Genomic DNA, 24,076 nt, shown 5'->3' on the forward strand with positions numbered 1-24,076 from the left:
TAGCGCACGATGTCAGAGTGCAAGTCTATCTCTCGTCTATCTTCATGCCATGATTCGCCAACACTGGGGGAATGGCCGGTCATTAAGAAACAACGAAACTGGGCGCGTTCAAGTGGCCAAGAGACGCAGCGGTGACGCCCGCAAACACAATTGCCTCTCTGTCTTGGTTGCAGCCCTCCATCTGCTGGTGGCGAGGCATGGCAATGGCAGCTTGCCCAAGTTTCGTGCAACACAGGCAACGCGTTGGGCGACCATCACGTGATTGAACTAATACACCAGATAGCTTTCCTGCTGCCCTGCTGTCGTCTAGCCGGGCGCTTATGATCGTCCCCACGCTCCTGAAAAAACGCGTACCCTATCCTGATCGCAATTCGCTCGGAATAGCCACGTTCATCATCTTCGCCTTCGCGATACCTTGGGGAGGGTGGGTTGTCATACGGCAGATTGCCGATGGCGGAGACCAGCTGACCGCGACCTTAGCATTTCTTGTGCTACCTGCCGGAGTTAGTCTGGGTGGGTTTGCGGCTAGCTATGTCGAGGGTGGATCTGTTGGCCTCGGAGAATTTGCAAAACGAACCGTTCTGGCCCGTTTTGATCCCAAGGCACTGCTCCTCGTGCTGGGCACTCCAATTGCGGCCGGGCTGCTGACTTTTGCCTCTCACCCTGAGGATCTGATGGGACGCGGGCGCCCTGACCTCATGATCTGGCTTGGGAGCCTGACACTCCTCAACCTGTCGACTGGGCCGCTTGCGGAAGAGTTTGGCTGGCGCGGCTATCTTCTGGCGAAGTTCGAGCGGCTGTTTCCGACATGGCTCGCAGGGTTGGCGCTCGGACCGATCTGGACGCTTTGGCACCTGCCCTTGTTCTGGGATACAGTGTTTGCCGGAGCAGCGCCCTTCTTGGGCTATATGCTGTGGGTTTGCGCATGGTCGGTGATTTTGGCGATGGTCACGAAAGCGGCAAATGGCAATGTTCTTCCCGCAGTTGCACTGCATTTGTTTTTGAATACGCAGGCAGACTTTTTCAGCGCATTTCTTCCCGGCCTTGACGGCAGTGCGCTACCCAGCGGCCTACCGCTTGCTGTCTCCAGTTTCGTTGTCGCGGTCACAGTCATTGCCTGGACCTTACGTTTCGCAAGGCCAACCTCCGCCTAACCTCCACAAAGTGGCGCGATTGATCTCATCAGGATTGTCCTAATAGCCCTGTCGAGGGAGAGGAGATTCATTTGATAGGTGCTATAGAGGGATCACAAACGTCGCTTTTTTCTGGTACTTTGCCCCTTCTTCAGCGCCACAGCTTGATAGATGTCGACACTTTGTATCGCCGTGAATGCTATACGTTTCCTGCCGGCACCATAGTCTCAGCTTAATGAAAAGTTCATTAGCGGATAGCTTTTTCTTCTCGCAAGGCATCATTGAACTAGTACACTTGTTGGCATGCCTTGGGACCCAAAGGGTGCAATTGTATCGCCCCAACCCCCTTTTTTGGACGGGAGCGACACATGAGAAAGATACTTTTTGCATTACTGACATCATCGGCCGCGTTGAGCCTGAGCGCTTGCGCGTCACTTGACCCGGGTATGCTGGGTCTGTCGCCGGGCACTGGCGAAAAGGACGTGTCCGCGATGGATTGCACTCAGCTCGCCAAGTATTCGGCAGATCTCGGGGCAAATCAGCGACGGATGGAAGCTGCAGCTCGGCTGGCTGGCACCGACCTTTCCTCGATCACCTCACAATTCGCAGAGATCCGGCAAAAGTTGTATGAGGCACAGTCTCTGGCCGGCTGCTCCTGATCTTCGGAAAACCAACGGAGAGAAGCGCCAGCAATAGCTTCAGAGGATGCGTTGCAGCGCAATAGCGCTGCAACGCCAACCGCTGCGTGTCGATACATGAAACTAACTTGGAACGAAGCAACATGAAGAGAAGTCTGACCATGATCGCACTCGGATCAGCGGCAATGTTCTCGGCATCTCAAGCGGTGTCGCAGCCTGCTGACGATCACCCTTGCGTGCAGGAGGTGTGCATTGGCGACGGGTTGGACAAACTCCGCGCGATCGACTGGCAGACTGTAGCCTACACTTCCGAGAGGGTGAACCGGATCCGTAAGGAAGACAGAGCCCGTCGCGCAAAAGTGTTCCCTGGCTTCGGTACAGATGGTGTACCCAGCTACCTTATCGTCGGGGAGTTCGACCGCGAACTCATTGGTAGCATGGCGAGCGTTACCGCCGCCTGTGCGCCAAACGGACTCAGAGGCACATTCATTTCTGAGGGTGGCCACAAGACCATAGTCACCGTTTCACTTCTACCGACATCAATGCCCGAGAGGATGATATGGCGGGTCACCAGCATAAGTCGGCTCTACTCGGGCATGGAGCGTCCGTCGGAACGGGGCGAACTCAACCAGGCACTTAATGCGAAATATGCTCGGTTCATTAATCGACAGCCGGGCGAGAGTGGAGTGCTTATCGCGCCGCTAGGCAAGGAAACGGTGCTGACGCTGCATTGGGTCGACGTGGACCGGGATCGTAAATTCGGATCCCATCCTCGATGCGAAAAGCCGAAAAAAGTGGTCCTCTAGAGCACACCAAGAATGTCCGATCGCGGGATTGGCCTTCATCAAGCGGCGTCATTTTTCTGCATAGCCAAACAGGGTGCAGCTAAGGCCTAGGGAGAAGAAAGGGATGCGATGCCTCGTCCCTACCCTATACTGATCGACGGTCCGGATCTATTCGTTTTTTTACACTCAACTACAAAAAAGAGCGGTTACCAATGCAACGTCTGCAAGTCGTATTCCTATTGGGTGTCGGTGCGACCTTAGTCGCGACAGCCGGGGCTTCTGCCGCTCCAGATCACGCCAAACGCGGTGAAGCCTATCTTGAGTACCTCAGCGATTGCCACAAGGCGCACGTCTGCAACGGCGTGTATCTTGTGGCTCGCAATGGAGAAGCTGTTTTCGAAGGCGCAGTCGGAGACTCGGGCGACGAGCAGGCAACAGCACTGAAGGTGACCGACCGTTTCGATATTGGCTCAATATCCAAGCAATTCACGGCCGTGGCGGTTTTAAAGCTGGTAGCTGAAGGTCGGCTTTCGTTGAGCGACAAGGTCACGACCCATTTCCCCACGTTCCCCTACGATGGTGTGACCATTCAAGACATTTTGTCGCACACTTCGGGAATTCCCGAAGTCCTGCCGTATTACTCCAGTCAGCTGCGTCGCACTCCAGATGGTGCACCAATCACCGGAAGCGATGTCATTTCGGTGCTGGCACAAGGCAACCTGCCAGCAGAATCATCGCGGGGCACTCGCTATAGCTATAGCAATACCGGATATATTGTATTGGCTGCCTTGGTCGAGCATGTGGCTGACCAACCGTTTGACGTCTATCTCGAACAGTCTTTCTTCAAGCGGCTGGGCATGAAAAGCACATTCCTGCGCACGCCCGACAATGCAGACTTCAGCACTAGTCGAGCATGGGGATTTCAGCCCGCACCAGATGGCAGCCGCCGCGTTGTTGATCAGCTGCCCAGGCTCTTCCTTCGCGGAGCAGGAGGCATATATTCTACGGCGTCTGACCTGCTGAAGTGGCAGAATGCCTTGAATGATGGACGGGTCATCCCACGTCGGCTTTACAAGCTTGCAACAACACCTGCTCGACTTCTGAACGGCGAAGAAGTGCCGTATGGGCTTGGTTTCAGCCTGAAGCCCGACGCTGTTGGCATGCGAAGGATTTCCCATGCGGGTCATTGGAGGGCATTCAAGTCAGACCTTTCCTATTTTCCCGATAGCCGCGTCACCGTGATCCAGCTCACCAATAACAGCGAAGACGATAGTGTTGATACCAACGTATCTGCATTGGCAAAGATCGCCCTCGGACGCGAGGTTTCGCCAATTATGGCTCCAATTGGATGGGATTTGGTTGAGAAACTTGATTCTGAAGACATCGCGCTCGTCAAAAGTTGGTTTGAACAGGAGATGTCGGCGATCCCGAGACGCTACAGTATCGAAGAATCTGATTTGAATAGCATTGGCTACGCCTACCTCAATCAGAGAAGCACTGACAAAGCTGAAACAGTATTTTCTCTGACTGCATTGGCCTTTCCTCGTTCTGCCAATGCTCTCGATAGCTTGGCCGACGCGCAGGAAGCTCGTGGCGATATCCACGCTGCTCATGCGAGCATCGTTGCCGCACTTGCTATCGAACCGAATTCCGAAGGGCTGAAAAAACGGGCTGCTGTGTTGCGGTCCCGACTTCCGTGAATCGAACGAATGAAGCCTTTCTGGCAGACTGCGGTGCAGGTACCGCGCTGACTTGTTTGTTTCCAAGCAAGAACAAAGTTTCTTGCGCACGCGCGTCTCAACCGTCTGATTGACTTACTACAAATAGGTGCTCGCGCCGAGCCCGACGTGGTGTGAGGTGAAGTGACTTGGTGTTGGCATCCGTCCTACTCGGAATGAGTGCTCCGGCACCCTTTGCCGTGGGCGACCTGAAGGAATTCGGCGACTGGGTGGTGGGCTGTGACAATCACAGAGCCTGCCATGCCACGTCATTGCCTGAGGAACGCCCTGATGGCAGCCTCGAGGGTCCTATCGGCGATGGCACCCTTTCCGTATCGATTAAGGCGTTGCCAGCCCCCCGAAGTGCACCCGTGGTCCAAATGGCGCTGGTCGGAGAAGCTGATCGTCGCGCGGCCGCCAGGATCGCCGGGATCGCCATCGATGGCAGGAACCTCGGCATTCCGGTTTCAGGCTCGGATGGTCTGGTCAATCTTGATGCAGTCGCCTCGCAGAAGATCGTAGACGCTGCGCGCATCGCTTCCAGGATCGCGCTGATCGACGATAAGGGTCAGGACATAGCTTCCGCCTCGCTTCGCGGATGGCGAGCCGCCGCGTCCTACATCGACGCCGAGCAGTATCGTACGGGTACGGTATCCTCGATGGCCGCACCCGGGGATAGACGATGGGACTACAGCATAGCACCACCGATACCGCCACGTCCGACCATCGTGGTTCAACCCCCATCGCCGCGTCCACCTGTGATCCTTTCTGATGACGACCTCAAGGCATTGCGCGCGCTCGATCCCTGCCAGAGGTACACACAGATGTCGGCCCAGGAACCGCCTAGGTTTTTTCGCCTCGATGCCGACCAGACCCTCCTGATCCTGCCAACCTCCTGTGGGGGCTACAACCCCTTGCGGATGCCCTTCGTAATCGATGAAAGCGGCGATGCACGCGAGGCGGAGTTCTGGCCTTATCCGGGTAACAATATGGCAAACCGCCCCGAACTGCCCGACCTCGATTGGAGCGAGGAGGAGCGTCGGCTGGTCAGTTTTGGCCGTGGGAGAGGATTGGCCGACTGCGGCGAAGTGTCAGAATTCGTATGGGTCGACGGCAAATTCAGGCTCGTTCACTTCGCGAGCATGTATCCTTGCCGAGGCAGCTACGACTACATCACCACCTATCGGCTCGACGTCAGGCAGTTGGGTGAAGCCGAAACGGACGACGCTCAATTGCCGGGAGACTCTGGCGATTGACCGGCTCAGACGAGGAGGGCGTAAGGGCAGATCGGAACCACGAAGGCTGCCGAAGCCACCAAGGACTTTGTCGGCTTCATACCGACAAGCCCTGCCGCCGATCGGCGCCTTGGCGAAGATCTTGAGCGGCGCGCGGGGTGGTGGTACGCGCAGCCGGTCTCGCATCTTCCCAATTCCACCACTTGTCGACAGGCCCAGGGCAACGAGCTTCGAGCAGCTATGCCTGACAGGATCTGATGTCCGAATTTGCGGATCTGGCGCGCGGTAACTTTACATTGACGACAACGGTGAAAGTCAGCGCCGGGAATGGCACGGTAAGCTCAGAAGTTGAGACGAAGCGACTGGTTGGGGTCTAGAAGGCGAGGCGCGCGAGACGCCGATGCCTGGCGTCGGATCGGGTTCATGAAGTCTGTCGCGCCACTGACCGGAGATGTTCAGAGGCCGGTGCATACAGGCTCGGGCACTATGACAACCAGGCCCTTTGCCAGATCGGTTGATCGAAGCAGCATGACGTGCTGAACGCAGGATGCGAGCAGGCGATGGGACTTGGTGCGGCTGCAGCGCGTTTCCGAGACCTCGTCGCCTGATCCTGACGCCTTCAAACATTCAAAACCCGCCTGGCGCACCGCGTGAATGGCTTGCTCGCGATTCATGTCCGGCGTGAGATAGCCATCCACTTCATCTCTCACTTCAGAAGTTGAATCTGCCGAACACGCGCTCAATCCGGTCGGCAAAAGCATTGCCACAAGAAAGATTCTTCTCATGTGCGGCGTCATGTCAACAATCTTGGCCTCGAACCGGGTGAAACCTGACAGCCTTTGATCGTGGCGTGGGCCACATGGCTTGGAGAAGACCGCCACGCGCTTCGTTTGGCCCTGAGGCGCCTTCGCCAATCAGAACTGGAGCGGCGGATTATTGATGTCTTCGATCATTTCCCAGCACTGTGACGCCGGGCGAAAGAGCAGATAGCCGCCCGATCCCGTCTCCTGGACTAGGTCGCCAGGGCCCTCCTGCAAGTCTTCAGGCGGCGGGGTCAGATGCGTCTCGAAGATGCCGGGGAGCCAATCCACGCGCACCCGGCTATCGTCAGATTGGTTGATCTCAACCTGCGTATAGCGAAGAGCTGAAGGATCCTGGCCCTCCATATTGAACAGCATGGCCGATTCAGAAGTAACCAGGTAATTGTCGATCGTTGCTAGCGGAAAATGCTTCTGCTCCTGATATTGCTTGCGCGTAATCACGCGGGATTTTCCGACCTCGCCGAACCTGATTGAGGTCGCCGTATAAATGGCGCGAACAGCCGATGAACCGGCGAAGGCCTGAAAGAACGCATGGAAATCCCTGTTCCGACACGCTCCGGCCGCCATCTCGAGCCTCAAGCGATCCGACTCCGTTACTGCATCAATGTGCCGGTCATCGGCACCATCAGCTCCTGCTGTATTCGGTTGTCGAGCCGGGCTCGGTGCCGCTACTATCATATCGGTGGGCTCGGCAGCGAATTGCGGATTATCAGCATCACAGGATGCAAGCGCGAAGACCGTCGCGGCTGCCATCTTGGAGCGGGCATTCTGGTTCAAAAGGAAGGTCATGTCAGTCTCTATTCTCCAGCCGGTTCATTCTGACCTTCTGCAACTCCTCCGAAATCAAAAGCACCGGTCGTTCGGAGGACACCGAAGTTGCGCGTGAGCTACAACAACTCGATCAGCGACAAATTCAAAACGCTATCTTCCGTGCTGGGCACAGCAGCATCGCAGCCACAGCGGCGGGCAATGGGGCCCGCATTACTATCGGCCAACGCGCTTATTTTGTGCCGGATCGTTCATCGCGTAACCGGCCATCATCCTAAGATAATCCAGATCCGGTATCCCGATGCATTCCATACCCAACGGCTCCATCTGCCAGTCAAGGCAGGTGCGCCCTGTTCCGACGGAACGCCAGCGCATCTGGTTGCAAGCGTTCTTGAACACGACACTGTGCCACCGCTCTCCGGTCGGCACCGAACGGTTCTCCTCGATCCGTGTGAAGCTTTCCGCCCGATTGGCAGGTGGCTTCGAGGAGTCCGATTCCTTGCGGATCCGATCAGTACGAATTGTGAAAAGCGCGCCGCTGGCGCAATCAATCGTCATCCGCATGTCATGTATGTCGCGCAGCTCGACAGTACGCTGATTGCCTTCGAACACACGCATGACGTTGAAGACCCAGATGTTGGTCTTCGAGAGTTCCCGGCTCAGCGCGGCGGTGTTACTGTCAGCCGGAGCATTAGCGAGCAGATCTGCCTGCTGGATCGTGTGCTGCAGCCTGAGACTACCGAGATCCATGTAAGTCACAACCCGTTCAGGCGCGGCCCCGGTCACATCGATTTCGACCCACCCAATATCAGCGCGTGCCATGGCCGGCATGGCTAACAATGCCAGCCCAAGGCCGAGACTTCGCATGAACTTCTCAGGAAAAACGCTCACCCCATCAACTCGTTCGGATTATTTCTGAAACGGAGCAGCCGCTCGCTTCACGGGCGCAGCGGGCGATGGCGGCCTTATGAGCTTCCGATTTCTTGCGCGCGAAGGCGGCGAAGTAGCTGCCGTCTGCCGCTTTGCTGACACCAAGCCAGCCATTGGCAACGGTCAGCCCTTCGCGGCAGTTGAGCGCGCCATAGGCTTCGCAACCAGCGACCGCCTCTTTCATTGCACCCCATGAATTGAGCCGTGCCGTGACATAGAAATAGGCCGGAGTTCCATCGGGCAAATTGCCCCAGGCCAGCGCGGCATTTAGCGGCATATTGGGAATCTCGGGAGCGGCTGCCTGTCCGGCAGGCATGCTCGTCTCGTCTGGCGCGCAAACGGGGATACGGGTGGTTCCAGCCGCGCTGACCAGTGTCTGTTCGCCAACCATTCGTTGGCCAGCCCCGCAGGCGCTGTCAGCGTGGGCAGCGGGCCCCTCCGCGAGCGCAAGCATTCCCAACGCCAGCATGCCGAGGCGCAACAGCAGGTGTCGTGTCAGGTGCATCGATGCCTCAGATTGCTTTAGGATGGCGTATCAGGACAATGGCGGGCCAGCACAACTCGGGCCATACCAATATTGAACTAGTTAGATTTTCGTGCTCACACGGGCAGGCTGTGTACATGGGCTTCAGCCATAGGCGCGGGCCGGCGATGTCGACGACGCTCTGAAAGGAAGATGGGCAGGTCGGAGCGAGTAGCTATATGGCCCTATTGCTTGAGCTTGCCGAAAATCCGCACGAAGCGATTGCGGCCCCGGTAGCGGCGACAATCGGCATGCCCGGGCGCGTTGCCGCTTGAGCGGAGTTCGACGATCGGCAGAATGCCCGGGATCAGAAGGCTCTTACGGAAGCGGTTACCGTGATCGCTTTTGTCAGCCGGCGTCGCCTTGCGTAATGCGACCGGGATCTCATCGGCGGCTCGGCTGCGGCGTAATCTAAAGTCTTCCTGCCGGTCGGGACGGAGCCGAGAAGCAGTCACTGACTGTCGCGGCGGGTTTATGCTTTGCTTGTAAAGCCGCCGCGTGATCGACCAAGAAACTTGGTCGGCGGGATAGTGATTAACATGCGATCCTATAGCCCACTGACAGATTACTGCTAATCTTCAGTCCCGACAACAGACCCAATCCATTCGTTAATCTCGGACTCTACCCAGACAGAACATTTAGCCCCGAGAGACCGGCACCTGGGAAAGCGTCCTTCACTCATGCGCTGATAAATTGCGGACCGGCGCAAGCCGACCCTGTCCATGACTTCAGGAAGCCGCAAGAGGCGCGGGGGCTGGCCTGCTGATTGTTCAGTATTCACGGTCGTTGACCTGTCCTGTCAAATTGTCTGCCTGGCCCCCTCCGAGTTGAACCGCTTTAGCGCGTCAGTGACATGGCAATATCTCGATTGGCGAGGTCGTCGATATGCCGGGAAAGCAGCTTGGCCACCAGCTGCGAGGTGCCGCTAGCCCAACGCGGCCTCAGGTCATCCACCCGGCGTCCGAGAGTACGATCGAGCTGCCCGGGCAGGCTGGTGATGAACTCATCGAGGAAAGCTCCCATTTCACGGTGCATCCACTCACAGGCCAGCGCCTCCTCGCCTACCAAGGTTAGCAGGATGACGGCATGGGGCGAAACCCCGCAGGCCTCGAATAGACGCACAGCGCGGTCAATGCTGATCGCGCGCTCACCGCGCATGACCTTCAACATGGTTTCGCGGTGGATCCCGGCCTCGCTCGCGATCTGGTGCTTCGGCTTGTCGGCAGTTTCGATGGCGTGCGTGATGACGCGCGCAAGGCTGGCATTCGTATCATGGGCAGACTGATGCATGGCGACGACTCCTGTCTTTGAGCATGTGAGTCGAAGGCATATCGTGCACGCGGCGCATAAGAAAGAAATAAGAACATAGATAGAACATCTCGTTTCTAGGATAGCTCATCATAGGACACGATTCGTCGATGGATGCCGACAGCTTGAACGATGTGTATCGACCATCGTCCACATCATAGCCACTGATCCTGTTGGAGAATCTGGCCAGGCCCAGTTCGAAGCGTCCATATATGTCCGGAGCAGATCAGTCTGAGCACGCCAGACTTCCTACACGCATTTCCTAGATGCATAGAGAACACACAGCGAACGCAAGAACGCTGATCCACCCTCCCAGACGGAGTTCTCTTATGCAGTCCCTCACCCTCCCCCGGCGCGCTGCCGCACCCGCTCAGCGCGCATCGAAGTTCGACCGGGCCATGGCACTTGGCATCCCTGCGCTCATCGCCTGCCTCGCGGCAGGCGCAGCCTATGCCGGCGCCGACACCACCTTCGATCCTGCCCTCACCCAGTTCACCAACTTCCTCGAAGGCTCGGGCGGCAAGATCATCACCGTCCTCAGCCTGGCGGGCGGCCTCATCGGCCTTGCCTCGGGGCGCTTCTCGCTCGGGCAGGTCGCTGTCCCGGTGGGCGTCGGCATCGGTGTCGGCACTGGTGTTCCGATCGTCACCTCGGTCGTGACTGCGGTCATCTGACGCATCGGGCACGGGAAGGCAGCATCGCCATGAAGGACCCCTATATCATCCCGCGCAGGCTCGACGATCCGGAGCTGATCGGCTTCTGGACCATCGACGAGTTTGCCGGGATGATCATCCCCTTCACCTGGGGCATTCTCAGCCAGCATATCTTTATCGGCATTATCGTTGCTTTCGGCGCCTGGTTCGCGCTGCGAAAGGCAAAAGCAGGACGCGCCAGCTCCTGGGTAGCCCATGCCGCATATTGGTATCTGCCGGCCGGAATTCTCGGGCTCAAGGCGACGCCGCCTTCCCACTGCCGCCTGCTTGCAGGTTGAGGGGAGAGCCCCATGTTTGCCGACATTTCTCATGAGCGACAGCAGACGCTGCTGCGCCAGCGCAACCTCTTTGCGCTGACCAGCGCGGGCCTCGGTATTGCGCTGGTGATCACCGCTGGCCTCGCCGCCACAAGGGATCGCGAGGTCGTTCTGCTCCCGACCCTACCAAGCGCGCTGACCGTCAGCAGTGCAGGGGTCGAGGCGGACTATCTCGAGCTCGTCACCCGCGATACGGCGCTCGTGCTGCTCAATCGCAGCCCGGAAGGGCTCGACTACTGGATGGCCGAGATCCTGAAGCTTGCCGATCCTGCAAGCCACGGCCAGCTCAAGGCCGATCTCGTCCGGATCGTTGCCGAACAGCGCGGCTCGGACGTCACCCAGGCTTTCGTGATCCGCTCGATGACGGTCGATCCCAAGGCGCTCACCTCGGAAGTGACCGGCACGCTCAAGACCTTTGTGGGCGCGCAGGTCATCGCCAGCGATGATCGCCGGTTCCGCTTCCACTGGACCTATCGCGGCCTGCGCTTGGCGCTCGCCGGGTTTGCCCAGGTTCCCACCGACAAACAGATGAAGGAGGCCAATTGATGGCTTGCCAATCCCCACGTCGAAGTCACCACGCAGCGCTCTGCTCGGCCGCGCTATTCGCTCTCTGCGCCACCAGCGCCAAGGCAGCAGACCAGTTCCGGCAGGCCGCCGACGGCTCGAGCATCGAATGCGCGGTTTCGGCGCGCGAGCTCACCCGCTTTGCGCTGATCGACGACCAGTTCGCCAGCGTCTCCAAGATCTCGAGCGGAACGCCGTACAATGATTTCGCGGTGACCAACGAGCCGCTGCGCGGCGACGTCTACGTCTCGGTCCCCGAGACCTTTGCGGCGCGGGCGATCAGCTTCTTTGCCACCACCCGCAAGGGCTATGTCTACAAGCTTGCCTGCAAGATCGAGCCGATCCCGGCGGTCCAGGTCTTCATCGCCAACCCGGCCATTGCTCAGAGCAAGGCGGCGGATTGGGAGCGCGAGACCCCGCTTTCAACCAGCGCAGTGCGCCTCATCCAGGCGATGGCCAACGACCGCGCTGTCGAAGGCTTCGAGGTCCGGCAGTCTGCCAATCCGCCTGCACGCGTGGGCGATCTCGAGGTCCAGCTGATCGCCGATTACCGGGGCGCGAGCCTTGCCGGAAAGGTCATCCGCATCGCCAATCGCGGCGCCACGCAGGTGACGCTGGCCGAACGCGACATTGCCCCTGCCGACACGCTGGCAGTGACCATCGTCAATCCTGTGCTTGGTCCTGGCAGCAGCACGACGGCCTTCATCGTCGGCACGAACGGAGGGTCCGAACAATGAGCGATACGGCACCCGCACCTGCCTCGCATGACGTGCACTCGGAACACCCTGTCCCCTCGCCGGTCACCGAGCTCAACGCCCGCACCGCGCGTCGCCAGAAGCTCCTGATGGGCGCCATCGGCGCTCTCGTCCTCGTGGGTGGTAGCTGGTTCATTCTTGGCGGCGACGACAAGACCGCCGGCAGTGATCCGGATGCCGCGCAGACGATCGATACGGCCGGCATCGTCAACCGCGATCTCGCCAACCGCGAGTTCGTTGCGACCTACAGCAACCGGATCGATGCGGTGACCCGCGAGCAGAAGGCGCTGCGCGATGCAAGCGTGCCGCGCAGCGAGATCGAAGAGCAGCTCGCAGCGCTCAAGGCCGAAAACCAGGCGATGCGCACCGACGGTCAGGCAGCGATCGATGCGATCTCGGCGGAGAATGCCGAGCTCCGAACCCGGCTTGCCAGTCAGCCGCCCGCCCCTATCCCTGCTGCACCGCCTCCGGCCTATGGCCCGCAGGCGGGTGGTTACGACGCCCGCGGCGGTGCGGCAGCGAACACCCGGTCAGTCAGTGCAACGACCGAGAACGCCGGGCCCGCCTTTGCGCCTGGCGAGGTCAAGCTGATGAGCTTTGCCTCGGAGAAGGCAGGCCCTGCTGGACCGCGCACGGCGCGCCCGGAGACCCCGCCCGTGGTGGTCGAGGACTCGCCCGATTATCTGCCGCCCAATTCCTATGCGCCGGCGCGTGTGATCGTGGGCGTCGATGCCTCGGCAGGGGTGTCGAGCCAGACCGATCCGCTCCCGGTGGTGCTGCGGATCACGGGCCCAGCGCGCTCGGTGATGCAGAATGGCAAGGTCCTGACCACCCGGATCGAAGGTTGCATCGTCAATGGCGCCGCGCGCGGCGATCTCTCGTCCGAGAAAGTTTATGTGAAGCTTGCCCGCATGACCTGCGACCAGCCCGGGGGCCGGGTTGCGGTGAGCGAGGTCAAGGGCTTCATCAGCTTTGCCGGCAAGTCCGGTGTGCGCGGACGCGTCGTCAGCCGCGAAGGCAATCTGGTCAGCCAGGCGCTGCTCGCCGGCATTGTCGGCGGGTTCGGACGCGGGTTCTCGGCCAACGCCAACGGGATCTTTGCCGGCCAGGTCGGCACGGGCCAGCAGCGCCAGCAGCTCTCGGCCACCGACATTCTGGCGGGCGGCCTCGGTCAGGGTGCGGGCGAGGCTGCCGATACGGTCAGCCGCTACCTCATCGAGCGGGCCGAACAATACCAACCCGTCGTCGAGATGCCGACCGGCATCGCGGTCGAGATCGTGTTTCTCGACGGCGTCTTCGTGAGGAATTCCCAATGAGCATTGAAACCACCCCCCTCCCCCACAAGCGGCGCATGCGCTGGATCAAGCCTGCAGCCGCAATCGCCGGGGTGATCGCCCTTTCGGCGGCGACAGGCTGGGCTGTCGCCAGCCTCGCCTCGCCCATGAAGGCACCGGATACAGATACCGTACGGGCCGCCCTCAAGCTGCGCCTGCCCAAGACCCCGATCGACCAGATCGCCTGCGAGGGTCTCGGCGGCCTGTGCGAAGTCGCCTCCAAATCGACGCTGTTCTACGTCGACCGGGCGGCGCGCTATCTCGTGATCGGGCGGGTCTATGACATGGAGGCGCGTCAGGATCTGACGGCGGCCCGGCTGCTTGAACTGAACCCTGACCTCCTGACGGCGGGTGCGCCCCGGTCTGCCACGACCGAAAAAGCCTCCCAGGCTGCGGCGCGCACTGCGCCCAGGAAAGTATCGCTCGGGGGTCTTCCGGCCAATGGCGCGGTCACCTGGGGCCCTGTGAACGGGCCCAAGGTCGTGGTCTTTTCCGATTTCCAGTGCGGCTACTGCAAGAAGCTCGAAGAGGAGCTCAAAGCGATCGGCGCGCGCGTCGAGGAACGGCCGATCTCGATCTTCGGGGCCGAAAGCCGCCGCGACGCCGAACGCGTGCTGTGCGCCCCCCGCCCCGAACTTTCGCTCCGGCTCGCCTATTCGGGCGGCGCGCTCGTCAATCCCAAGCCCTGCGACACCAGCGGTCTCGATGCCAACGAGGCCTTCGCCAAGGCCAATGGCTTTACCGGCACGCCGGTCCTCGTTCGCCCTTCCGACGGCGCAGTGCTCGAGGGCTACCGCCCGGCAGCCGTGCTCCTCGAATTCCTGCGTCCCTCCACTCCGGCGCTCACCCCCAAGACAAAAGGATAGACCCATGCGCCTCCCCTTCCGTTTCCTCGCATGCGCCGGTCTTGCCCTGATGGCGAGCGCCTGCGCGACCTTTGGCACCAATGTCGAAGGATCGTTCCAGTGCCGGGCACCCAAGGGCAACTGCGCGCCCTCGCATGTCCTTGATGCCCGCGCGACGAACGACATGACCACTGAGAAGAACCCGCTCCACGCCACGCGCCCGGCAATGGCCGTCGCTGCGGGCGATCGGTCACGCACATCCGAGCGCACGCTCAGGATCGTGTTCCCGGCGCGGGTCGATGAGGCGGGAACGCTGCACGACGAGGCCGTCGCCTGGGCCGTCATCGAGAACCCGCGCTGGGCGGCGGAGCTGCGCCGCAAGCCCGGCGATCAGGCCACACCACCGCTGATGCGACAACTGAAGCGGCAGCTGAAAGCGGTGCAGGCCACGGCGCAAACCGCTGCGCAGAAAGACAATCTGTTCACGGCTGACGGCATGGGCGAGGCCAGCGCGCTGCTGTCGGATCGCAGCGCCCCTGATGTCGAACTCCTCATTCAGCCCGACAACCACTCCGATCTCTTCCCGTTGGTCTCGCCGCCGGTATCCCCCTCCCCGGCGGACGAGACTGCGACCGGTGCCGATGCACCGGTGGCCGGGGGGCTCCATGCGACCGCGTCACCGCATGACCCAGCCCCCCGGCTTTCCAACACCCGCGCGCCGCTCAACTACCCGAGCATCGAGGCAATCGAAGCGGCCAAGCGCGGCGCAGCCACCAGCAACGAACCGCCCGAGAAGGAGCAAAACTGATGGCCCAGCGCCTCAACATGATCGTGGACCGGGTCCTTGCAGGGCTTCTGGGCGATGCCGAGCATTCCGAACCGGCGCGCCCTGCCCTGATGATTGATCAGCTCTCGGACTGGCTGCCGTACCGGGTCTATGATCCGTCAAACCGGCTCTACCTCAACGCACGCTCCAAGGGGTTTGTGCTGTCGGTGACGCCGCTGATCGGGGCCGAAGAGCGCACGGGCGAGATCCTCGGGCAGTTCTTCTCCGAAGGCCTTCCACCAGGGGCGTGCCTGCAGGTGCTGCACCTTGCTTCCCCGCGCATCAGCCGGATCATCGCGCCGTGGTTTGCGCCGCGCTATCTGCAGGGCGGGGTCTATGAGGCGATTGCGCGCCACCGCGCAAGGCGCCTCTATGGCCTGGTGTGGCAATCGGGCTCGGCCAATGCGCCCTTCCATGCCCGCCACCACCAGGTGATCGTATCGGTTGGCGTTCCCGCTTCGAAGGCGGTCAGCAATGAGGAATTGCGGCAGACCCGCGACGGTCTTGTCGCCATGCTCAAATCCCTCAATCTTGGCGTCGTCGAGGTCGGGCCCGAAGCCCTCATCGCGATCATCGATGACCTTACCTCCCCGACCACCGCGCCGCAGGAGGATGCCCTTGCCTATAATCCGCACGACGCAATCGCGGCGCAAGCAATCCGCCACGACATCGAACTGATCGTGCAGGAAGACCGGATGCGGCTTGCCACCGAGCGATTCCGGCCGACCGGCAAGCTTCACGACGGCGTGCCCGAGATCGGCACGATCTACCCCGACGCCTTCGATGTCCGCCACTTCGGCGTGCGCAACACGCCGTCGCGCTGGGCTCCGTGGGAATGCGCGCGGCTGATCGGCGACCTCTTCACCGACAAGCTGCGGTTTCCTTGTCCCGCAGCGACCATGCTGTGTCTCGTCTATCCCGATCAGGAAGCGGCCGTCGCAAAGGCAGGCTTCAAGTTCATGCGCACCACCAGCCTTGCCGAGACGCGCAGCGCGCGCTTCCTGCCGCGGATCGGCGAGCAGGCGGCGGAATGGCAGCATGTGCAGGCCGAACTGCAGGAAGGCCGCCGGCTCGTTCGGGTGTTCTATGGCCTCACGACCTTTTCGCCGGTCGGGCGCGGCGATGCCGACGAGCGCGCTATCAAGTCGATCTACAAGGCGGCAGGCTGGGATCTTGCCGACGAGCGCTTCCTGCAGATCCAGGGCTTACTGGCTGCCATGCCGATGACGCTGGCCGACGGGTTGGCGACGGATATGGAGCGCCTCAAGCGCTTCAAGACCGTCCTCTCTACCACCGCCGCCAACATGGCGCCAATGCAGGGCGAATATCTCGGCGGCGCGCATCCGCATCTGCTGTTCATCGGCAGACGCGGGCAACCCTTCTTCTGGTCCCCCTTCGAGAACGAGGCAGGTAACCACAATGTCGCGATCTGCGGCAAGTCGGGATCGGGCAAATCGGTGCTGCTTCAGGAAATGTGCGCCGCGCTACGCGGTGCGGGGGCGCAGGTGGTGGTGATCGATGATGGCCGCAGCTTCGAGCACTCGGTCAAGCTCCAGGGCGGCCGCTTTGTCGAATTCACGATGAAGGCGGGCTTTTGCCTCAACCCCTTCTCGATGATTGATGCCGACCGCGCGGCCGAGGACGAAGATTACCGGCTCGACTGCTTCGGGATGGTGAAGGCGATCATCGGCCAGATGGCGCGCCACTCGGCGAAGCTCACCGACATCGAGCGGGGGCTCATCGACCGCGCGGTCAACACGGTGTGGAACGAGGCTGGCAGCGCCGCCACCGTTACCAGCGTCGGCGAAGCGCTTGCCAGCGTCGGTCATGAAATCGCGAGCGATCTTGCGACCTCGCTTGCCCCCTACATGGCGGGCGGGACTTACGGCGCTTTCTTCGAGGGCGAGGCGAGCCTTGCGCTCGACAGCGACTTCACGGTCTTCGAGATGTCCGACCTCTCGGCGCGCGAGGAACTGCGTGCCGTGGTGCTCTCGGCGATCATGTTCATGACCAGCCAGGCGATGACCCGCACCCCGCGCCAGGTGCGCAAGTTGCTGCTGATCGATGAGGCATGGTCGATGCTGAAGGGTGGGTCGATGGGCGAGTTCGTCGAGACCTATGCCCGCACCTGCCGCAAATATGGCGGCGCGCTGGCGACCGCGACCCAGTCCCTCAATGACTATTACAAGTCCGACGGGGCGACGGCCGCGCTCGAGAACAGCGACTGGATGCTGATCCTCCAGCAGAAGCCCGAGACCATCGCCGACTTCAAGGCCAGCAAACGCCTCGACATGGATGACCGGACAGAGACGCTGATCCGCAGCCTCAAGCGCTCGGGGAGCGACTATTCCGAGGTGTTTATCAAGGGCCCCGAGGTGGAAGCGATCGGCCGACTGGTGCTCGATGAGTACTCGGCCACCCTGTTCTCAAGCTCGCCCGAGACCTTTGCGGCCATCGATGCCGAAGTCGCGCGCGGGCATCAGCTGGCCGACGCGATCGAGCAAATCGCCTTTGGCCGGTCCTGAACAATAGCCCTCACAACATCACAAGGGACCCAAGAAAGCATGGAACTCCATCTCGTCGACCCGGCGCATCAAGCACCGGAGCTCCCCCAGCCAGACACAGCACCGGGGACATCCTCGCCCAAACGCACGTGGCGGCAGCGCGCCAGCGACCTATGCTTCATCGCGCTGAAGGCCAGCGGCTTTATCGCCTCGAGTTATCTCATGGCCCTGGGCGTGCCGCTGCTGTTCTTCCTTGCCCTGTCCGGCGGGGACGCTGGGCTGCTGTTTGCGCAGCTCGCCAACATCGCCGAGCGCTTCCTTGCAGCCGATCATGCCCGGCAGGTCGCATTCCTTGGCGAGGTCAAGGTCGTGCTGATCGGGCTGGCCACGGTCCTGATCGCCTGGCGCCTGCCGCGCTTTTTGCGTGATCTGAACAACGAGCTTTCGGGAGAAAAGTCGTGAAGAACATATTGGCAACAAAGAGCCTGCGCGGCAGGCTGCCCGCAATCAACCCGATTGCCCTCGTGCTCGGAGCAAGCATGATCGGCTCGACCCTCTGGGGTGTCTGGGCCACCGAGGCGCTGCTTACGCTGCAGAAGCGCGAAGTGGTGACGGTTCAGCTGAGCCGCATCATGGGCGACTTCATCGAAGCCGAGGCGCGCGCCGGGCGACCGCCCGAAGAGACGAAGCAAAACGTCGAGCTCTACCTGAAGGCGGTCGAAGCCTCGGTCGAGGCGCTGGGCCGCGACGGTCGGACCGTGCTGGTCGCGGAAGCAGTTGTGTCGGGCAGTGCGCCCGACCTTACCGAAAGTGTCCGCGCCGATGTGGCGCGGCGGGTGGCAGGCGTTCGCGATGCGCAGCCCTGAGATCCTCACCCGTTCGGCCACCGCGCGCCGCCTTGTGCTGCTTGCAGGCCTTGGCGCAGGTGCGCTCGCGGTCACGGCGCTCGGTGCCTTTGGCAAGGGCCATGCGCTGATGATCAATGCGAGCCCGAGCCTGCCCTATTGGGCACTCTGGACCACAAAAGGCGCGGTCCCGCAGCGCGGCGACATCATCCTGTTCGTCCCGCCGCCTTCGCCGCTGCTCCAAGCGCATTTTGGCAAGGAGCCGAAGCCCTTCGGCAAGATGGTGAGCGGCATGCCCGGCGATGACGTAACCCGCAAGGACCGCGCATTCTTCGTCAACGGACACCTCGTGGCGACGGCCAAACCGGTGAGCCGCCGCGGCGAGGCGCTCGCGCTGGGCCCAACCGGAACAGTGCCGAAGGGCTGCTATTTCGTCACCACGCCGCACAAGGACAGCTTCGACAGCCGCTATGCGGCGATCGGATGGGTCTGCAAATCACGCATCCTCGGGGTCGGGAGGCCGATCCTGTGAAGGCGCTTCTCTCTTCCGCCGCGCTATGCCTTGCCTGCAGCGTGCCTGCTGCCGCGCGCGACTATGGCCAGCACGGCACGCTCTGGCCCGTCATCGAGCCCGATCTCCTTACCCAGATCGAAGCGCGGCTGACCCACCTTGAAAAGAGCGGCGATACCGCGCGGCTCAATGAGCAATTGAAGCAACGCACGATCGCGCGGGTCAATCGTCCCGAGCCGGTCGCGGGCATCACCAACGCCGTGACGGCCAGGAGCTGGGACTTCGATCCGACGATCAGCGCCGACCGGGACATCGCTGACGAGAAGGGCCGCATCATCATTGCGGCCGGCACGCGGGTCAATCCGCTCGACACTGTGCGCCTGCGCAGCTCGCTGGTGTTTCTCGACGGCGACGACCCGGCGCAGATCGTCTGGGCGAGCCAGCGCTATGGGACCACATCGGCCAAGTTCATTCTGGTGCGCGGCGCGCCTCTCGCACTGATGAAAGCCCGCCAGCGCCGCTTCTATTTCGACCAGGGCGGGACGCTCGTGAAGCACTTCGGTATCCACACGGTACCCGCCGTGGTCGAGCAGCAGGGCCGCGTGCTGCGCGTCAGCGAGGTTCCTCTAAAACCTCGGGAGCGCAAGCCATCATGACCCGGAGAAATCGTTTCCTGACGTGGATTTGCAGCGCGCTCCTGATGCTGGGCCTCGGCGCGCCGGCGCGCGCCGATGCAGGTCCGGGCAAGTGCACGGGCAAGTTCGTGAACCCTATCACCGACATCTGCTGGTCGTGCCTGTTCCCAATCTCGGTTGGCAGCCTCAAGATCTGGCCATCGAACCGTCCGGACCCCGACAACCCGGATCTTCCGGTCTGCCTGTGCGGTATCCGGCCCGGGATCGCGATGGGCTTCTGGGAGCCGGTGCGACTTGCCGATGTCAGCATGAAGCCGTGGTGCTTCGTCAATTTGGGCGGGATGAAGATCGATCCCGGCTTCGATATCGGCTTCAAGACCATAGCCGGGCCTTCGGCGGTGGGCGGCGCTACCCAGTACCATTCGCAGTGGCATGTCCACTGGTACGCCTACCCGCTGATCTACTGGATGGAGCTCGTCGCCGATTTCCTGTGCCTTGAGGCAGGCTCGGTCGACATTCTCTATGTGAGCGAGATCGATCCGCTGTGGCAGGACAGCGAGCTCACCGCGATCATCAATCCCGAAAGCGTGCTCTTCGCCAACCCGCTGGCACTGGCCGCCTGCGCCGCCGACTGCGTCGCTGCGACGTCAAAGCTACCAAGCGATGATCTGTTCTGGTGCGCCGGGTGCCAGGGCACGATGTATCCCTTGAATGGCAATGTCTCGGCGACGATCGGCCATGTCCAGGCCTCGCGCCTTGCCCTGTCGCGCTTCTCCTACAAGCTGCACCGCCAGCTCGTCGCCTGGGGCACGATGGGCAGCAAGGGACTGTGCGGCAAGTACCTCATGCCGGTGATGAGGAAGCAGCAATACCGCTTCCAGGCCACCAACCCCAATCCGCAGACCAAGGGCCGCTATGCCTGCGCGCCGATCGGGGCCTCCACCACCTTCATGTCAGCAGGACAGGTCTATCCCGCCATTGGCGAGGACATGGGCTACCTGGTCTGGCGCAAACGGAATTGCTGCGCGCTATGAAGAAGCCCTTTCATCTTGCTGTATTCGCGAGCCTCGTAAGCCTCGCAGCTATTGCCGGTGCCGCCGCACAGTCGATCGAGCCCGAGCTCGATCTCGCTGCCATTCGCGCGAGGGCTCAGACCAATGCGGGCGAGACAGAGGCGCTGGCTGCCACTGCGCGGGAGCGGGCCAAGGCCCTTATGGAAGAGGCCGATGCCAATGCGCGGGCGGCTAAGGCGCATGGCCAGAACTACACGAAGGCGGCAAGAGCGGCGGCAAAGCCACCCTCGCAGGACATCTTCGATTTCGATCGGATGGTGGTCGATGCCGGGACAATGGCGACCAGCGAACTCGGCAAAGCGCCGCGCTTTATTGCCTTCGCGTCGCTGTCGATGCCGCCGACTGCTCTCAAACAGATGATCCGCGACGTGAATGCTGCTGGCGGGGTCGTCGCGCTGCGCGGGTTTCCGCAGGGCAGCGCCAAGGCCTTCACCGAGGCGCTCGGCAAGCTCGCGCTCGATCAGGACGCGCTGGGACAGGTGGGGATCGACCCCCGCCTGTTCCGCGCCTTCAATGTGACCGCTGTCCCGACCTATGTGGTCGCGAGCAGCGACTTTGACCTGTGCGACGGGTTCGACTGCCAGACGACGGTCCCGCCGCATGATCGCATCAGCGGCAATGTGAAACCGGCCTTCGCGCTCGAAACCATCGCGCGGGGACAAGGCCCGGCTGCGCGCATCGCTTCCCAATATCTTGGCCGCCTTGAAAGGACCGGACCATGATGCGCAGGCTCCTCATCATTCCCGCTGTCCTCATCGCGTGCCTTGCACCCACCGCACAGGCCCAGACTACGCCTCAGGGCACCAGCACCACCGAGGCGGCCAAGGCCGAGGGCAAGGCATTCGGGCGCGAGCAGGCTGGTGCTGCACAAAGCGCGGCGACCACGCGCCCCGATGCTGACCGGATCCCGAACTTCAGCAGCGCGCCGTCCGAAGCCCTCTATTTCGATGATCCGGCGCGCATGGAGCGCGACGCGGCAAGCCAGGCGAATGCCAACACCGGCTATCGCACCATGCGCGATTCCATGGAGCGACGCGCGCGCTTCACGCCCGAGGACCTCGAAGCTGTTGTTGCCCACAGCGGGCAGATCAGTGCCGACCCGCTCGCCTTTACCAGCGGCATGAGCGTCAGCGGCTCGCAGGGCCGCTGCGTCCCGCTGCCCCCTGGCGGCGGAACGGGCGCGCGCTACATGGCAACCTGCAATGTCGGCTACACGGCAAGCGAAGAGGCGCGCAGTTGTGCGATCCCGCTCAACGTCGCGGTCGAGACAGAGACCCGCTACATCTATTGGTGCAGCGAATTCGGTTCGGGCTTTGAGGAAGATTGCACACGGTTTCATGCGGCGAGCTGCGAGCGGACGGGCTGGATTGACGGGCCGTGCTTGCAGTGGGCCAATTTCGGCGGCCGCGAGTTCTGTGCTGAACCGGGCTCACCGATCAGCGTGATGTCCTGCCCTGCCCCGGTTCAGGGCGCCCCGCTCCAGGATACCGTCATCGTGCGGAACGTGAGCACCAACCGTGACGAGGCGCAGTGCTCAGGTCTCGCAACGGACGGAAACTGCCGCCAGACCAGCGAAACCTGCACTGACAGCGATCCGGTCACCCGGATCATCGATGGCGTTGCCGTGACACAGCCCTGCTGGGCGTGGGAGCGGCAGTTCACCTGCGCTCAATTCGTCGAAGCGCAGGATTGCAGTGCACTCGAAGCAACGCCCGGCTGCAGACTTGTCGGCGAGGAATGCCTGTCGGGCGAGCCCTGTCGCACCTGGGAGCGGGTCTATGATTGCCCGGTTCCCGATCAGCCCGGCAGCCCCAACCAGTTCATCTGTGACGGCGATGTCTATTGCATCGACGGCTCATGCGAGACGATCGAGCGCGAGGCGAACGACGAGTTCAAGGATGCCGTTGTTGCCCTCAATGCCATGGACCAGGCCCGCCGCGAGTTCGATCCCGACACGCTCACCCTGTTCAAGGGAACCCGCAACACCTGCTCCTCCAAGGTCTTCGGCGTGCTCAATTGCTGCAAGGGCAAGGGTTTTCCGCTGATCCCCGGTATCCAGCTGCTTGTGAGCCTTGGCTGCAGCCGCGAGGAAATGCTGCTGCACGAGCGCGATGCCAAGGGCCTGTGCGCGTACGTCGGCACCTATTGCTCGGACAGCTTTCTCGGCGTCTGCCTGACCAAGAAGAAGGCCTATTGCTGTTTTGAATCCAAGCTCTCGCGGATCCTGCAGGAGCAAGGGCGCAGGCAGCTGAACAAGCCGTGGGGCAAACCCAAGACCGAGCAATGCCGCGGCTTCACGCTCGACGAGTTTTCCCGGCTCGACCTCAGCCAGATGGACTTCGGCGAGGTCTATGCCGAGTTCACCGAGGCTGCTCGCCTTCCCGACGATCTTACGGCAGCCAGCGATCTCCAGCAGAAAATCGAGGACTACTATGCCCGTGCCAGCAACTAGGGCCGCCTTGCGGCCGCTCGCCACTTGCATTGCCCTTCTTGCCGCCGCCGCGGCGACGCCGCTGCGGGCCGCAGAACCGCCAGTCGTGGAGACCGGAGAGCAGCAGGACAGCTTCTACTGCCAGGAGCGCAAGCTCGGCTACTGGTTCTACTGCGCCCGGCCCAAGCCCGAAAAGCCCCAGGCGGAAAACCCGCAGCAACCGGAAAGTGCGACCGAACAGCTCGATGCTGTGACCGCAACCTTGCGGGAGCTCAAGGCCAGGGCGATCCTCGAGCCCACCCCGGCCAATGTGACCGCGTATATCCGTTTCCAGCGCGAGCAGCTCGACCGGGCATCGCTGTTCAGCGATGTCTGGCAGCGCGCGATCTGGCAGGATCCCGACCTCGACTACACGCTGCAGCGCCCGGTCTCGACGCTCGGCAAGCGCCAGTGGCAGGATGATCGCAGCGCGGAGCGCGATGCGGCGATGGCCCGGCTCTCGCAGCGCTACGGGCTGTTCTACTTCTTCGCGCAGAGCTGCGGCGCCTGTGAGGTCATGTCACCGATCGTTCAGGGCGTGTCATCGCGCTGGCGCATCACGGTGCGGGCGATCTCGACCGATGGCGGTCCGTCGCGCCATTTCCCCGGATACACCGTCGAGACCAATCAGCGCACGCGGCTCGGGCTCGAGCCGAAGATCACCCCGGCGGTTGTGCTGTGGGATGCGCTCAAGAACCGTCCCATCCCGATCGGCTACGGCGTGATGAGCGCCGATGAGCTTCAGGACCGCATCTATCTCCTCACATCGAAGGAAGCTGGCCGTGACTACTGAAACCTCGCGCCAACCAAACGGCCCCGAGCCGT

The 24,076-nt window shown here is 61.8% G+C and carries 27 protein-coding genes; 21 read left to right on the forward strand and 6 right to left on the reverse strand.

The features are described from left to right. Positions 1–320: 320 nt before the first annotated feature. The 5 genes from CBR61_RS14205 (at position 321) to CBR61_RS14220 (ending at position 5,530) form a co-directional block, all read left to right on the forward strand. A complete protein-coding gene (locus tag CBR61_RS14205) occupies positions 321–1,154 on the forward strand; it encodes a CPBP family intramembrane glutamic endopeptidase (RefSeq protein WP_088914962.1) in 834 nt (277 codons plus the stop codon). Positions 1,155–1,501: 347 nt separating this feature from the next. Beyond that, positions 1,502–1,792 carry a hypothetical protein gene (locus tag CBR61_RS14210; RefSeq protein WP_157696615.1) on the forward strand — a complete coding sequence of 97 codons (291 nt, stop codon included), beginning with the start codon at positions 1,502–1,504 and terminating at the stop codon, positions 1,790–1,792. Between the two features lie 140 nt (positions 1,793–1,932). Next, positions 1,933–2,577, forward strand: coding sequence for a hypothetical protein (locus CBR61_RS16925; RefSeq protein WP_157696616.1), 645 nt, complete (start codon positions 1,933–1,935; stop codon positions 2,575–2,577). 191 nt (positions 2,578–2,768) lie between these two features. Continuing rightward, positions 2,769–4,256 carry a serine hydrolase domain-containing protein gene (locus CBR61_RS14215; protein ID WP_088914964.1) on the forward strand — a complete coding sequence of 496 codons (1,488 nt, stop codon included), beginning with the start codon at positions 2,769–2,771 and terminating at the stop codon, positions 4,254–4,256. A 218-nt stretch (positions 4,257–4,474) separates the two neighbouring features. After that, complete coding sequence (locus CBR61_RS14220) at positions 4,475–5,530, forward strand: DUF1176 domain-containing protein (RefSeq protein WP_157696617.1); 1,056 nt, start codon at positions 4,475–4,477, stop codon at positions 5,528–5,530. 434 nt (positions 5,531–5,964) lie between these two features. On the opposite strand, the gene CBR61_RS16930 is transcribed toward CBR61_RS14220, so the two are convergent. The 6 genes from CBR61_RS16930 to CBR61_RS14240 form a co-directional block, all read right to left on the reverse strand. Next, positions 5,965–6,390: a hypothetical protein gene (locus tag CBR61_RS16930; protein ID WP_157696618.1), complete on the reverse strand. Its 426-nt coding sequence runs from the start codon at positions 6,388–6,390 to the stop codon at positions 5,965–5,967. 33 nt (positions 6,391–6,423) lie between these two features. Next, positions 6,424–7,119 carry a hypothetical protein gene (locus CBR61_RS14225; RefSeq protein WP_157696619.1) on the reverse strand — a complete coding sequence of 232 codons (696 nt, stop codon included), beginning with the start codon at positions 7,117–7,119 and terminating at the stop codon, positions 6,424–6,426. A gap of 195 nt (positions 7,120–7,314) precedes the next feature. After that, positions 7,315–7,989, reverse strand: coding sequence for a hypothetical protein (locus tag CBR61_RS14230; protein WP_157696620.1), 675 nt, complete (start codon positions 7,987–7,989; stop codon positions 7,315–7,317). A 4-nt stretch (positions 7,990–7,993) separates the two neighbouring features. Continuing rightward, complete coding sequence (locus tag CBR61_RS16935) at positions 7,994–8,533, reverse strand: DUF4189 domain-containing protein (protein WP_157696621.1); 540 nt, start codon at positions 8,531–8,533, stop codon at positions 7,994–7,996. A gap of 589 nt (positions 8,534–9,122) precedes the next feature. After that, positions 9,123–9,332 carry a helix-turn-helix transcriptional regulator gene (locus tag CBR61_RS14235; protein ID WP_088914968.1) on the reverse strand — a complete coding sequence of 70 codons (210 nt, stop codon included), beginning with the start codon at positions 9,330–9,332 and terminating at the stop codon, positions 9,123–9,125. 56 nt (positions 9,333–9,388) lie between these two features. Beyond that, positions 9,389–9,841, reverse strand: coding sequence for a helix-turn-helix domain-containing protein (locus CBR61_RS14240; RefSeq protein ID WP_088914969.1), 453 nt, complete (start codon positions 9,839–9,841; stop codon positions 9,389–9,391). A 347-nt stretch (positions 9,842–10,188) separates the two neighbouring features. Here CBR61_RS14240 and CBR61_RS14245 point away from each other — a divergent pair, with 347 nt between their 5' ends. The 16 genes from CBR61_RS14245 to CBR61_RS14320 are packed head-to-tail and all read left to right on the forward strand — an operon-like array spanning position 10,189 to position 24,044. Further along, positions 10,189–10,533 (forward strand): hypothetical protein, encoded by a 345-nt coding sequence (locus CBR61_RS14245; RefSeq protein ID WP_088914970.1) that lies wholly within the window; start codon positions 10,189–10,191, stop codon positions 10,531–10,533. A 29-nt stretch (positions 10,534–10,562) separates the two neighbouring features. After that, positions 10,563–10,850 (forward strand): type IV conjugative transfer system protein TraL, encoded by a 288-nt coding sequence (gene traL / locus CBR61_RS14250; protein ID WP_088914971.1) that lies wholly within the window; start codon positions 10,563–10,565, stop codon positions 10,848–10,850. Between the two features lie 12 nt (positions 10,851–10,862). Further along, complete coding sequence (locus CBR61_RS14255) at positions 10,863–11,435, forward strand: type IV conjugative transfer system protein TraE (RefSeq protein ID WP_088914972.1); 573 nt, start codon at positions 10,863–10,865, stop codon at positions 11,433–11,435. After that, positions 11,435–12,190, forward strand: coding sequence for a type-F conjugative transfer system secretin TraK (locus CBR61_RS14260; protein ID WP_088914973.1), 756 nt, complete (start codon positions 11,435–11,437; stop codon positions 12,188–12,190). The genes CBR61_RS14255 and CBR61_RS14260 overlap by 1 nt, the downstream gene beginning before the upstream one ends. Continuing rightward, positions 12,187–13,524 (forward strand): TrbI/VirB10 family protein, encoded by a 1,338-nt coding sequence (locus CBR61_RS14265; RefSeq protein WP_088914974.1) that lies wholly within the window; start codon positions 12,187–12,189, stop codon positions 13,522–13,524. Before CBR61_RS14260 ends, CBR61_RS14265 begins: the two co-directional genes overlap by 4 nt. After that, positions 13,521–14,408 (forward strand): DsbC family protein, encoded by an 888-nt coding sequence (locus CBR61_RS14270; RefSeq protein WP_088914975.1) that lies wholly within the window; start codon positions 13,521–13,523, stop codon positions 14,406–14,408. The genes CBR61_RS14265 and CBR61_RS14270 overlap by 4 nt, the downstream gene beginning before the upstream one ends. Positions 14,409–14,412: 4 nt before the next feature. Then, positions 14,413–15,195, forward strand: a complete 783-nt coding sequence (locus tag CBR61_RS14275; protein WP_088914976.1) for a conjugal transfer protein TraV — start codon at positions 14,413–14,415, stop codon at positions 15,193–15,195. After that, a complete protein-coding gene (gene traC, locus CBR61_RS14280) occupies positions 15,195–17,738 on the forward strand; it encodes a type IV secretion system protein TraC (protein ID WP_088914977.1) in 2,544 nt (847 codons plus the stop codon). Before CBR61_RS14275 ends, traC begins: the two co-directional genes overlap by 1 nt. Before the next feature lie 39 nt (positions 17,739–17,777). Then, positions 17,778–18,179 carry a hypothetical protein gene (locus tag CBR61_RS14285; RefSeq protein ID WP_088914978.1) on the forward strand — a complete coding sequence of 134 codons (402 nt, stop codon included), beginning with the start codon at positions 17,778–17,780 and terminating at the stop codon, positions 18,177–18,179. Between the two features lie 8 nt (positions 18,180–18,187). Beyond that, complete coding sequence (locus CBR61_RS14290) at positions 18,188–18,583, forward strand: type-F conjugative transfer system protein TrbI (RefSeq protein ID WP_233996748.1); 396 nt, start codon at positions 18,188–18,190, stop codon at positions 18,581–18,583. Further along, complete coding sequence (locus tag CBR61_RS14295) at positions 18,570–19,094, forward strand: S26 family signal peptidase (protein WP_088915641.1); 525 nt, start codon at positions 18,570–18,572, stop codon at positions 19,092–19,094. Before CBR61_RS14290 ends, CBR61_RS14295 begins: the two co-directional genes overlap by 14 nt. Continuing rightward, the gene (gene traW / locus CBR61_RS14300) at positions 19,091–19,729 is read left to right on the forward strand and encodes a type-F conjugative transfer system protein TraW (protein WP_199797438.1); all 639 of its coding nucleotides are present in this window, start codon (positions 19,091–19,093) and stop codon (positions 19,727–19,729) included. The genes CBR61_RS14295 and traW overlap by 4 nt, the downstream gene beginning before the upstream one ends. Next, a complete protein-coding gene (gene traU, locus CBR61_RS14305; protein ID WP_199797439.1) occupies positions 19,726–20,742 on the forward strand; it encodes a conjugal transfer pilus assembly protein TraU in 1,017 nt (338 codons plus the stop codon). Before traW ends, traU begins: the two co-directional genes overlap by 4 nt. Further along, on the forward strand, positions 20,739–21,503 hold the full coding sequence (gene trbC, locus CBR61_RS14310) for a type-F conjugative transfer system pilin assembly protein TrbC (protein WP_088914982.1): 765 nt from the start codon (positions 20,739–20,741) through the stop codon (positions 21,501–21,503). Before traU ends, trbC begins: the two co-directional genes overlap by 4 nt. Then, positions 21,500–23,233, forward strand: coding sequence for a conjugal transfer protein TraN (locus CBR61_RS14315; RefSeq protein WP_088914983.1), 1,734 nt, complete (start codon positions 21,500–21,502; stop codon positions 23,231–23,233). Before trbC ends, CBR61_RS14315 begins: the two co-directional genes overlap by 4 nt. Then, positions 23,214–24,044 (forward strand): conjugal transfer protein TraF, encoded by an 831-nt coding sequence (locus tag CBR61_RS14320; RefSeq protein WP_088914984.1) that lies wholly within the window; start codon positions 23,214–23,216, stop codon positions 24,042–24,044. The genes CBR61_RS14315 and CBR61_RS14320 overlap by 20 nt, the downstream gene beginning before the upstream one ends. Positions 24,045–24,076 lie beyond the last annotated feature (32 nt).

The organism is Porphyrobacter sp. CACIAM 03H1 (assembly GCF_002215495.1).
Classification (GTDB): Bacteria; Pseudomonadota; Alphaproteobacteria; order Sphingomonadales; family Sphingomonadaceae; genus Erythrobacter.